General features: G+C 65.6%; 8 protein-coding genes and 1 other RNA gene. 6 read left to right on the top strand and 3 right to left on the bottom strand.

Annotation, left to right across the window (positions count from 1 at the left end; genetic code table 11):
• Positions 1 to 66 precede the first annotated feature (66 nt).
• The 5 genes from J8F10_RS35635 to J8F10_RS35615 are packed head-to-tail and all read left to right on the top strand — an operon-like array spanning position 67 to position 5,904.
• Positions 67 to 1,215 (top strand): hypothetical protein, encoded by a 1,149-nt coding sequence (locus J8F10_RS35635; RefSeq protein ID WP_210662774.1) that lies wholly within the window; start codon positions 67 to 69, stop codon positions 1,213 to 1,215.
• The gene (locus tag J8F10_RS35630; RefSeq protein ID WP_210662772.1) at positions 1,215 to 2,363 is read left to right on the top strand and encodes a DUF1574 family protein; all 1,149 of its coding nucleotides are present in this window, start codon (positions 1,215 to 1,217) and stop codon (positions 2,361 to 2,363) included. The genes J8F10_RS35635 and J8F10_RS35630 overlap by 1 nt, the downstream gene beginning before the upstream one ends.
• Complete coding sequence (locus J8F10_RS35625) at positions 2,360 to 3,493, top strand: hypothetical protein (protein ID WP_210662770.1); 1,134 nt, start codon at positions 2,360 to 2,362, stop codon at positions 3,491 to 3,493. Before J8F10_RS35630 ends, J8F10_RS35625 begins: the two co-directional genes overlap by 4 nt.
• On the top strand, positions 3,490 to 4,620 hold the full coding sequence (locus J8F10_RS35620) for a hypothetical protein (protein ID WP_210662768.1): 1,131 nt from the start codon (positions 3,490 to 3,492) through the stop codon (positions 4,618 to 4,620). The genes J8F10_RS35625 and J8F10_RS35620 overlap by 4 nt, the downstream gene beginning before the upstream one ends.
• A gap of 30 nt (positions 4,621 to 4,650) precedes the next feature.
• Complete coding sequence (locus J8F10_RS35615; protein ID WP_210662766.1) at positions 4,651 to 5,904, top strand: hypothetical protein; 1,254 nt, start codon at positions 4,651 to 4,653, stop codon at positions 5,902 to 5,904.
• Between the two features lie 4 nt (positions 5,905 to 5,908).
• On the opposite strand, the gene J8F10_RS35610 is transcribed toward J8F10_RS35615, so the two are convergent.
• Positions 5,909 to 6,802 (bottom strand): alpha/beta hydrolase, encoded by an 894-nt coding sequence (locus J8F10_RS35610; RefSeq protein WP_210662764.1) that lies wholly within the window; start codon positions 6,800 to 6,802, stop codon positions 5,909 to 5,911.
• Between the two features lie 112 nt (positions 6,803 to 6,914).
• Between J8F10_RS35610 and ssrA the strand changes: the two genes are divergently transcribed.
• Positions 6,915 to 7,324: a transfer-messenger RNA gene (gene ssrA / locus J8F10_RS35605) on the top strand.
• Between the two features lie 156 nt (positions 7,325 to 7,480).
• On the opposite strand, the gene J8F10_RS35600 is transcribed toward ssrA, so the two are convergent.
• Together J8F10_RS35600 and J8F10_RS35595 are read right to left on the bottom strand one after the other, a co-directional pair.
• Complete coding sequence (locus J8F10_RS35600) at positions 7,481 to 8,317, bottom strand: SWIM zinc finger family protein (protein WP_210662761.1); 837 nt, start codon at positions 8,315 to 8,317, stop codon at positions 7,481 to 7,483.
• Positions 8,318 to 8,340: 23 nt separating this feature from the next.
• Positions 8,341 to 11,061: a DEAD/DEAH box helicase gene (locus J8F10_RS35595; RefSeq protein WP_315854254.1), complete on the bottom strand. Its 2,721-nt coding sequence runs from the start codon at positions 11,059 to 11,061 to the stop codon at positions 8,341 to 8,343.
• Positions 11,062 to 11,942 lie beyond the last annotated feature (881 nt).

Here is an 11,942-nt window from a genome sequence, read left to right as displayed (position 1 = left end):
CTTCGGTGGCGGCGGGCTACACGAGCCCGCCTCACCGAACAGGCACGTTTACCCGCGCTGTACCGGATGGCGGCTCGCGACGTGAAGTTGAATACGCTCACCTTCGGTTGGCTCAAACCACTTCTCGCGAAGCGGCCCCGGATGGCCCCGGCGCGCGGACCAGCGCGGCGCCGTGCCCTCGTTGCGGTCGCCGCGGGTTTTTTGGTGTTCGTCGCGATCCAGGCGACGCTGTCGGGCACGTCTGCCGTCACGCACTTGGTCGCTGACCCGGTGTACGGCGACAAGGTGCGCCGGCTCCAGCGCCTCGAACGCACTGCGCCGCCCAAAACGCCGCGCGTGATCCTGCTCGGCACCTCGCGCACCGGCTACGGTTTCGTTGCGGGCCGGGTGCAAGCAGCCGCGACCGAAGCCGGCACGCCGGCGGTGGTGTTCAACTTCGGCGTTCCCGGCGCGGGACCGATCACGCACCTGATCTACCTCAAGCGGTTGTTGGCCGACGGGCACCGGCCGGATCTGCTCATTCTGGAAGTGCTCCCGCCGCTACTCGCGAACCTGCCCGACGGCCCGTTTGAAGGGCGCATGTTAAAAGGCGATCTGCTCACGCGCAGCGAGATCGAATTCGTCGGCCGGTACGCGATGCCGGTCGATCGCCTCCTCGGTCAGTGGCGCGACGCGACCCTCTCGCCCCTTTACGAACACCGGTTCAAGCTAGTTGGTCGGATCTTCCCCAGCGCGATCCCGTGGCAGCTCCGGTACGACTGGGGCCGCACCCCGGACCCGAACGGCTGGAACGCTTCCGATTTGGAGACCGTCAGCGACGAGCAGCGCGAGCGGGGAATCGCGGGCGCGACCGCCGAGTACCGCGACCTCCTCCGACACGACCTCCCCGCCGGTCCGTCCGTTGCGGCCCTGCGCGACTTGCTGGCGCTGTGTCGTGACGAGCACATTCCCGTTGCACTGACGGTCCTCCCAGAAGCCACCACGTTCCGTGCTCTCTATCCAGCGTCTACGGAACTGAAACTGTCACGCTTCTTCACTGAATTGACTGCCGAGTTCGGGTGCCCGATCACCGATGCACGAACCTGGATCGGTGACGACGTGTTTCTCGACAACCACCACCTGCTGCGTACCGGCGCCACGACTTTCACTGACCGACTCGCGGGGGACGTAATCCTGCCCTTCCTTCGCGCGCGAAGTTTGCGGGAGGCGCGCTAGTGGCCGTCACCGTGCCAACGAGTTGGCTCCCGCACCGGACGCGAACGGGCGCGGGCGCGATTTCGCAGCGCTCGCGTCCCGCTCACGGACGGAAAGCTCGCGGAGCGGCCCTCGCGGTCGCGCTCGGGTTCACGGTCGCGTTGGCGGCTCAAATCGTTACCGGGTGGGTCGCACATACTAATTGCGTGCCGCTCAGCGACCCACAATACAGTAACAAACTTACCCTTCTCCGCGCCCACCCTGGCTTTGCGGGCGGGAACGACGGTCAGACGACGCTCCTGTTCCTCGGCAGTTCGCGCACGTTCGACGCGATCGATGCCGGGGCCATCGGCTCGGCTCTGTCGCGCGACCTCGGCACACCCGTTGAGGCGTTCAATTTCGCCCACGCCGGCGCCGGCCCGGTCACCACCGCGGTCTACTTGCGCCGGTTGCTGAAAGCGGGAGTGAAGCCGAATGCGGCGGTGATCGAAGTTCACCCGGCGTTTCTGGCCGAACAAACGTCACCGCCCCCGGAAGCGCGGTGGCTCCACCCCGTCCGGCTGCGCCCGGACGAACTCGCACTCGTGAGCCAACTTGGGCTCCCGATACCCGCGCCATCGGCCCACGGCCCGCGCGGGTGGATCGCGCCGTGGCACGAGTACCGCGTTCAGTTGCTCGACCGCTACGCGCCCGTGTTTTCGGCCCTCCAGTTCCGCCTCGCGGAGCACGCGACCGACCGGCACGGTTTTGTGCGCGTTCCCGAATTGTCCGAGGCTCAACGCTCGCGCCTGCGCGAACTGACCCGCAAACAGTATTCCGATTGCTGGGCCGACTACCGCCCGGGTGGTAGCGGGGTGAAGGGGGTGCGCGACGCGCTCGAAACCTGCCGCGCCGCGGGCATCCATGCGGCGCTACTCATCACACCCGAATCGACCGAGTTCCGCAGTTGGTTCCCGGAACCGGGGCGCTCGCAGATTGTGCCGCTCGTGTCCGAACTCGCAAGTGAGTTCCGCGCGCCGTTCTTCGACGCGCGCGAGTGGCTCGCGGACGAGTTCCTCGGGGACGGACACCACCTGAGTGGCGCCGGCGCCGATGTGTTCACCGCGCGCCTCGGGCGCGAATCGCTCGGCCCCTGGCTCCGCGCCTGCGTGACGGGAGGCGCGCCGTGATCGCAACCCGCACTGCGCCGCGCACGCGCCTCAACATGCGGTTGCGCCTCGTCGCGCTCCTGCAAACGCCCGAACGCAACCCGCGCCGGCCCGCGCGCCCGCGGATCGTGCTGGGGTGGGTCGGCGCGGCCGCCCTGCTCCTGAATGTTGCCGCACTTGTTGCGCTTGACGCACCCTGGCCGAACCTGCGAGATCCGGAATACGGGATGCGTGTCGCGCGCCTACGTGCGCGTGTCGCCGAGAACCCGAACCGGCCACTGGTACTGGTTCTCGGGTCGTCGCGAACGTGCATGGGTGTGAAGCCGGCCGCGTGGGAAGCCGTGCGTCCCGGAACGCCGGGTGACCCGCTCCTGTTCAACTTCGGGACGGTCGGTGCGGGGCCGATTCAGCAACTCATCGCGCTGCGGCGCGCGTATGCCGACGGGGTCCGCCCCGCGGTCGTGTTACTCGAATACTGGCCCCCGGTGCTCCGCCAGGACGGGGCGTTCGCGGAGCAACACCGCGTCGGTCAGAGATTGCGGTTCGATGACGCACCCGTTGTTCGCGACTACTTCTCCGATCCCGAGCGCGTCGAGCGATCGATGGTGACGGCACGCGCGAACCCGATCTTCGCGAACCGCGAGCGCTGGCTGGCGCTGGCGTCGCCCAAGTACCTCGCGATGAACCAGCACGCCAACGTCCCCTGGAGGGAACTGGACCGCTGGGGCTGGTTGCCCGGGATGGACGTGCGGTCCGACGACGCGGCGACTCGGCGCGTGTTCCTCGATCACTACCGCCCGGACTATCAGCGCCAGTTCGCCGGGCACGCGATTCACCCGGACTCGGATCGCGCACTGCGCGCGGCCGTTGCGTTCGCTCGCGCGCAAGGCGCGCGGGTCGGTTTCTTCTACCTTCCGGAATCGCCCGAGTTCCAGAGTTGGTACCCGCCGGGCGTGGAACGTGCCGCGCGCGAACACTTCGCGGGTATTGTGCGCGAATTGAGCGTTCCCGTGATTGACGCGCGGAACTGGGTGGCGGAAGACCAACTCGCGGACGGTCACCACCTGTCGCGCAGCGGTGCGGGAGCGTTCACCGCGCGGTTCGGCCGTGCCGTTAGTGCCGCGTTCCCCGCGCCCGGAGTGTACCCGTGAACCAAGCGCCCGGCGCATCGCCGCTCACCCGCTCGCGGTTCCTTCCGCAGCTGCGTAAGCCCGTTTTCGTGCAGACGGCGTACCCGCCTGCTTACAGCGCCCGCCGGCGCGCGGGGCGAACGGTCTTGTGGGGCGCGATTGCGCTCCTGGTCGCGAACGCGGCCCTGTCCGTTTCGGTCGAGACGGTGCTGCCGCAGGTGCGCGACCCGGAGTACGGTTACCGCCTCGTGCGCCTGCGGGCACAACAGCGCGCGCACCCGGGCCGGTCACTCGTGCTCGCCATCGGCACGTCGCGCACGCAGAACGTGATCGACCCGACCGCGATGGGTTTCCCCGACGAGCCCGGATCGCCCCTCGTGTTCAACTTCGGACAGTCCGGCGCCCGCCCGCCGCACCTGCGACTCGCGCTCCAGCGCCTGTTCGCCGAAGGCGTGCGCCCGGCCGCGGTCGCGGTCGAAATCCTGCCCGCGACGCTCGCCTATGACGGGTCCGTCGACGACCTGTTCCGCGAGCAGCCCGCGCGCCTGACCGCGGCCGACCTGGCGCGCCTGGCGCCGTACCTCGACGACCCGGCTGTGCTCCGGCGCCGGTGGCTCGGCACGCGGGTGAACTCGTGGGAGGCGTTCCACATGACGATCCTCAGCCACCTCGCGCCGGAGATCCAGCCGTGGCCGGAGCGCGTCGCGTTCCAGTGGACCATGACCGACGCGCACGGGTTCAGCGCCTACCCGCAAACAATTTCCGCCGCCGATCGCGAGCGCAAGCGGGAGCGCGCGTTTGCCAGCTACGGCTCTGCCGCGCGCGACCTCCAGGTGCGCCCGCTCGCCGAGCGCGCGTTCCGCGACCTCGTGAGCGATTGCCGCGCAGCGAACGTTCCGATCGCGTTCTACCTCGCGCCCGAGTCACCGATCTTCCGAAGTTGGTATTCGCCCGAGTCCCGAGCGACGCTGGCCGCGTTCGCGCGAATGCTGTCAGACGAATTGAAGTGTCCGGTATTTGAAGCGCCGACGGATTTCGCGGAAGAGGACTTCGCCGACGGGCACCACGCCCTGCGCCCTGCGGCGGCTCGATTCAGTCGCGGGCTCGCCGAGCAGCACCTCAAGCCGTGGCTCGGGTCCGTTCGGTAGGCACACTTACTTCCTTCGCCAGGTTCGCTGATGCCCGGTTCGCCGCGCCTGAATTCGCTGATATTGGGTCAACTGTCCCGCGTCGTCTCGTTCCGCGAGCGCCGCGACGGGTCGGACGACGCGCGGCCACTCGAAAGCGGTGACGCTTCTCGGGAACGGGTCGTTGCGGCCCGGTACCGGGAAGTCAAAACCAACACCGCAGGCCGCTCCTCTCGCCCGCGAAACGTGACTCGCTCGGCGCGCACGAGCCGAGGTCGATCGGCCCGGATCGCGCTGGGGATCGGGTTCGGACTGTTCGCGGCACTCACCGGCGCGCTGACCATAGCATCAGAAACGGTGAGGCCGGAGTTACGAGACCCGGAATACGTGTACCGGCTGAAGCACGCACGGAAGTGGCAGGCCGAGCGCCCCGAGCGCCCACTGGTTCTGGTCCTCGGCTCGTCGCGCGCTCAGATGGGCGTCGCTCCCGCTGCGATGAACTTCCCCGACGAACCCGGCGCGCCGGTCGTCTACAACTTCGGGTACCGCGCCGCTCCCCCGCTCGTTTCGTGGCTGACGCTCGCTCGTGCCCTTGATGACGGCGTGAAGCCCCGCGCGGTACTGCTGTTTATCGGTTTGGCCGAAACGGTCACGGGCGGGCCGGCCGAGGTACAAGCGTGGCCGCGGCGCGACGGACTTTCGGGTGCCGACCTTCGCCGACTCGCTCCTTACGACGCGGGCGGCACGGAACTGCGACGCGCACTCCGAACTGCGCGAATCAACCCCTGGGCCGTGCGCTGGGACGCGATCCTCGGGGAGTTGGCCCCGAGCACGCGGACCGGGTCCGTGAAGTTCGAGAGCCGATCGTGGGAGGAGATGGATTCGTTCGGCTTTGTCCGGTTCCCGGTCGAACACCTCTGGGAATCGAAGCGCGACCTGTTGCGGGAGAACGCGCGCGCGCAGGCCCGCGTGACCAACCGCAAGAGCATCAGCGACGTTTCGGACCGGGCGATACGCGACTTGGTGGCGCGGTGCCGCGCGGAGGGGACCGCGGTCGCGGTCGTGTGGGCACCCGAATCGCCGTGGTTGCGCGGGTTGTACTGCCCGTGCGCGCACGGGCGCGTCGAGTACTATACCCAAACGCTAGTAGACGAAGTCGGGGTCACGGTGTTCCCGGCCCCGACCCACTTCGCCGAAGAGGATTTCGTAGACGGCTACCACCTGACCCCGGACGGGGCCGCGAAGTACAGTCGGTGGTTCGCCGACACGCACCTCCGCCCCTGGTTGGCGCAGGTGGGCGAATAGCAACTTACTTTTCCGCCTTGCCCAACAGGTCGCGGCTTTTCATCCAGTCGAGGAGTCGATCGGGCCACGTCTCGACCGACTTCTCGCCCCCGGTCCACTTCGGGTCGCGGCCCAACCCGACCCCGTGCCGCCCCTTCTCGTAGATGTGCATCTCGATCGGTACGCCGGCCTTCTTGCACGCGAGGTAGAAGCGCACCGCGTTCTCGGGCACCACGGCCGTGTCCGCGCTCGTGTGGAACAGGAACGTCGGCGGGGTGTCCTTCGTCACCTGTTTCTCGTTCGAGTACAGGTCGATGAGTTTCGCGCCCGGGTTGTCGCCGAGCAGGTTCTTGCGACTCCCGCCGTGTGTCACGCCGTCCTCCATCGAGATGACCGGGTACGCGAGGACCGCGAAGTCCGGGCGGCAGCTCTCCTTCTCAACGTCGTCGTCGTTCTTCAGCTCGCCCTGATTGAAGTGCGTGGCCGCGGTGCTCGCCAAGTGTCCACCCGCCGAGAAGCCCATGATGCCGACGCGCTTGGGATCTATGCCGTAATCCTTTGCCTTCGCGCGCACCAGTCGGATCGCGCGCTGTGCGTCCGAGAGCGGCGCCTCACCGAGTGGACCGGGGCGGTCCTTCCCCACGATCCGATACTTCAGCACGAACGCGGTTACGCCGGCTTTGGTGAAGAACTCCGCGACCTGCTTGCCCTCGTGGTCGTCGGCCAGGAACCCGTACCCCCCGCCGGGGCAAACGACGACCGCGGCGCCGTTGGGCTTCGCGGGCCGATACGCAGTGAGTTCCGGTTTGTCGGTCGCCGAATCCCCGACCGCGTGCGGCGCCTTGCCGGACCACAGCGGGATCGGTTTCGGGGCGGGATCGGCCGCGACGAGCGCGATAACGAGAGAGGCACAGAACATGCTTAAAGACTCCGCAGAGAGAAACGGGTGTGAAGCAGTTCGGGGCGAACTTTTTTCCCGGGGCACGAATCGTATAATACCGATGCCTATCAAAGGAGTAGGTACTTAAACCGGGGGCGATCTGGTATCGACCGGGTGTCGGAAGTGTTCGGTGGCGTGTCGTGGTTGATCAGTTGGCCACGTAAAAAACTGATCAAAATTTAACTGCTGAACCGCAGTACTCCCTCGCGGCGTAATAACCCGTGAGCCGTCCCGGCCTCTTCGCCTGAGAGGTGCCGGTTCGGACGCAAGTCAGGCTCGTGGGAACTCGAGGGTCGGGGACACCACCCGGTCCGGCTCGGCGGCCGTTCCCGCTAAAAAATCTGGCCGATAGTTGTCCCGGAGTCCCGCCCGTTGGAAACCGGTTCAACAAACGCGCGGTAGCCCCGTAAGGGACGTACCGCGGAAGTAAACGGGCTACACACGTAGATGCCGGCGCGGAAGCGCCTCGGGACCGGGGTTCGATTCCCCGCGCCTCCACTGTTCAGATTTTCAGTGTCTCGCAGATTGTCGCACGGAGTAGCGTAACCCGCTACTCCGTCGGCGTTTACGCTCCCCTCTTCGCAACTCACTGCTGAGTGAGCGCAAAACGGCACTCACATTACCGTCGGCGCTGAACGCCGCCGTAGCGAAACACTGTTACCCTTTCTTGGGAGCGGATTTCTTCTTCGCGACGGTGGTCTTTTTCGCGGGCTTCTTCACGGCCTTCTTGGTGGTCTTTTTCGCGACCGGCTTTTTCGGAGTGCCCGAAGCTGTTGGAGGTACCGGGGCGCTGCCAATCTCGATACCGAAGATGGCTCCCAGATCGCCGGTTGCAATCACCGGGGCCGTACCCTTACCTGCGAGCGGGGCGGCAGGGATCGCCTGCTCGATCAACTCCATGTGGTCCACGCACCGGAGCGTAAATAGCAGTTCCGGTGTGGAATCGAGGCGGTTCCCGATCCCGTACATCGTTGCGGCGACGTGCTTGCACATGCCCGCGTAGTCCGGGCAACTGCACCGCATCTTGATCTCGTCCGGCTTCGGGAACAGTCCCTTCTCTCGGTCCGTGACCAGTTCCATCACCGCTTTTGATAGTTTGCCTTGCAGCAGTTCCACGAGCGTGCCGATCTTGCCCACACACAACTTTTTCAGCGCCTCCCACTTCGGCCGCGGCAGGGTCGTGATGTCGACCTCGACCTCGTACAACTCCGACCCGCTTACCAGGGCCTTGATGCGCCCCTTTTCGATCTTCAGGTCCACGACCGAGCCGTTGCGGACATAGCTCCGGCCGCGCGGCAAGCGGTTGGCGAAGTCGCTGTAGCTTTCCAGGTTCGTACACCACGCCTTCCCCCAGAACGTCGAGGCGATGGCCTTGCCTTGAACGTTCACGGGCGCAACCGGCTGACCCTTTTTGGTCCGCTTGGCGACTTCCTTCGCGGCCTGCGCGCGGCGCCGGGCCACCGGAACGTAGGGTTTGAAGCCGTACCAGCTCATATGTGGCCTCCCAAACGGGAACATCAGCCGTCGGTGGCTTGATGCAAGTCCAGTTTCACGAATTTTAGCAGCGTATCATTGTCCATTTCGGTCAACAAGACTTCCCCGCCGTCGCTCCCGCCGAGGGCCTCGTCCGCGACCCGGCGCTTCCGAGCGATCATCTCGTCGATTCGCTCCTCGACCGTCCCCCGGCAGACGAATTTGTGAACCAGCACGTTCTTCTTCTGGCCGATCCGGAAGGCGCGGTCGGTGGCCTGGTTCTCGATGGCCGGGTTCCACCAGCGGTCGAAATGGATCACGTGCGCGGCGGCCGTCAGGTTCAGGCCTGTGCCGCCCGCCTTCAGCGACAGCACGAAGAACGGTGGGCCGTCTTCGCTCTGGAACTGGTCGACGAATTCCTTCCGCTTTTTCACGCTCGTTCCCCCGTGGAGAACCAATCCGGGCCGGCCGAAGATCGTGGCGAGGAACTCGGCCAGCGGCTCCGCGATCTCCCGGAACTGCGTGAAGACGAGGGCCTTCTCCTGACGGGCAGCGACCTCCTCGGCGATCTCCGCCAGGCGGCGGAACTTGCCGCTCCGGTCGGCCGCGTAATCGCCCGTGCCGGCCACCTGAGCGGGGTGGTTGCAAATCTGCTTCAGCCGCATCAGTTGTGCCAACACGATGCCCCGGCGCTGGAGGCCGTCCGCGTGCTCCAGCTGTCGAGCGAGTTCCTCGACCGTGTGCTGGTAAAGGGCCGCCTGGTGCTTGCTCAACGCGCAGTACGCTTTCACTTCCGTCTTGTCCGGCAGGTCGGAGATCACGCGCTTGTCGGTCTTCAGGCGCCGGAGGACGTAGGGCCGTACCAGGTTCCGCAGCGGCTCGAACGAGGGCGTTGAGGCGCTTTGCAGGCGCTTGACGAACGAACCGAACTGCTTAGCCGTTCCCAACAAGCCGGGGTTCAAGAAATCGAAGAGTGACCAGAGGTCCGAGAGGCGGTTCTCGACAGGCGTGCCGGTCACGGCGATCCGGCTGTCGGCCGCCAGTTCCTTCGCCGCACGGGTCTGCTTCGTGCCGGAATTCTTGATCGCCTGGGCCTCGTCGAGAACGACCAGCCGCCAGCGGTGTTGAGTCACCCAGTCCTGGCGCACGAGCATTCCGTAAGTGGTCACGATCAGGTCGAACGAGTCGGCGGTGTCGGGGCTTATTTTACCAGCGCTCACTTCCGAAGGGTGTGTCACCGCCAAGGAGAGCGACGGCGCGAACTTCGCCAGTTCCGACTTCCAGTTCGCGATGAGCGACGCGGGCACGACCAGGAGGCTCGCCTTGTTCGGCCCGTCGCGCTTCAGATCGAGCAGCAGCGAAATCACCTGGATCGTTTTGCCGAGGCCCATATCGTCGGCCAGGCACACCCCCAACCCCAGGCGGGCGGCGAAGCGCAGCCAGCCGTAACCGGTCCGCTGGTACGGTCGGAGTTCTGTTTTCAAGCCGGGCGGGGCCGCTTCGCGCTGAGTGCCTGGGGAGCGCAGATTTTCGAGCACTGCATCTAGCCCCGGCCCGGCGGTCAGACCGGACCACTCGCGGGTCGCCTCCGGGAGTTCTTCCTCCTCCCCTTCAAGGACGTTCGCCCCGGAAAGAAGACGCATGCCCTCGAAGAACGAAAGCCCCTCGCGGCGCACGTCCCGCTCGACTTCCTTCCAGTGCTTCAAAGCTTCTTGCAACTTCTCCCGGTCCACCTCGACCCACTTCCCCTTTAACGGAACCAGGCCCCCACTGGATTCGAGCAACTGGGCGATCTCGTCCGGTGCGAGCGTTTCCCCGTCGAGGCTCATATCAACAGAGAATTGCAGCATCGCATCGACGTTGATGCCGGCGGTATTTTTCGAGTCGATCTTCACGCTGACGCGCGGGCGGGGTGGCTTCTGGGCGTGCCACCAGTCCGGCACACGAACAATTAGCCCACTCGACTCGAAGAGGGGAATCGCCCGGAGGAACTCGTATGCCTCGCGCGGCGACCACGCGAGGGGCGAGTAGATTTCCCCGGAATCGACGAGGCGCTGAACCAGTTCCGAGGACTCGGCCGCCCGAGAAACCGGCAGTAACAGGTTCAGCATCGCCGCGCGGTTCCGCTCCCCGGCGTACTGCTGAAGTGCCCGGCCCAGTGGCTCGTGTCGCACCTTGCCCTGTGGCGTCAGACCGTTAGCGAACGTCGCCAGGAACGCGAACGGGTAGTCCGGGTTCTGCTTGTTCTCGGCGAGGTGAAACGTAACGCGGCCGACGAACCGCCAGTGCGGATTGCGCTCCCGCAAGTAACCGGACACGCCGCCCGAATGCTTTGCGATCTCGCCTCGAACCAGTGAATCGAGGTCGCGCCACCACGTCGCTAAGACCTCTGACGTCAGATACTCCAGCCCGGTCATGGGCGGAGCTTGGAGGACGGCCCGGTCCAGGTCAGCCGCGGGTGGTGGGATCTCAGGAACAGATTCGCCCGATTCCGCAGTGGTGGCCTTGCAAAGTGTGGTCAGGTAGAGCCGGGTGATCGATCGCGCGAACTCGAAGGAGGGCGGCAGTGCCGCATCCGCCGCTTCGCTCGCGGAGTAAAGCATCCCTCGGGCCGCGCTCGCGTGATAGGCCTCAAGTAGCCCCTTCGAGGGCTCCTGCTTTGAAGCGCCGAGCGGCTCCTCGCGGACGAGGAGGTGCCCTTGCGGTGTGATCGTCAGGTCGTGCATCTTGCCGCTACTCGCGACGTCCGGAGAGGGGGCTGGCACGGGTACCCAGTTATTCTACACCGCCAATCTTCCGAACGGCCTCACTCCGCTGGCACGGGGCGAATAACGCCTGTGATTGCCGGGCTGTAGGAACCTAAAGTGCAGCTCACTTCCCGGACCGCTCTCAACTATCTTTACTTTCCTGGTGCCCAAGAGAAGGAAAATGAGATCGTATCACCTCTACGAGCCGAAGTGCGGGCACAGGGTGCCGCGCGCCCCATTCAAGGGCAATCATCGCCCCGCGCCCGATCGGCCGGATCTCCGGTATCGAGGCGGAGGGCGCGGCACCCTCGCGTCGTGCAGTTTTTTCAATGTCTTCTGCGACACACCACCCATTGTTGGCTTCCCCAGCAGCGGCCGGAAGGACAACCAGAGCAACATCGAGACAAGATTTGAAATTACTGCGAGAACGGGAGGTATGCTCGAAGCTCAGCGCCTCCGATTGCTATCGAGAACCGCAAATTGTCGCAGCTCTCGGTGGCTCTGTTATGTAGGAGAGCCTCGAATCGTGGGTGCGCGTCTCAAAACATCTCGCGTTCGGTCTGATTTCCCTTATGGGTGCCATGCCAGCGCGGGTTCAAATTGCTTCACATCCTCGAATCGTTCGCCACGAACGGTTCCCGGTGAGGCCGACCGACGAGACGTGCTGACCTTAGACTCGACTACTCGGTTCGCAGCGAATCAAATCGCGCCCGCTTGCCGTACTTCATGGGCCGCGCTCTGGAGATCCGCAACTCACGGGGCTTGGTCTCTTCACGTTCACTTGGCGCTATCGGCACGAGGGTTGCTTTAAAAATCGCGATCCTCCGCACGGCGGTATGTGCCCCACACATACGTGGTCGCTAAAAGCGATCCGCCAGCTCGGTGCGGTGTTGGACGAG

It is taken from the genome of Gemmata palustris, from assembly GCF_017939745.1.
GTDB lineage: Bacteria > Planctomycetota > Planctomycetia > Gemmatales > Gemmataceae > Gemmata > Gemmata palustris.
This window is presented reverse-complemented; position numbering and strand designations above follow the sequence as displayed.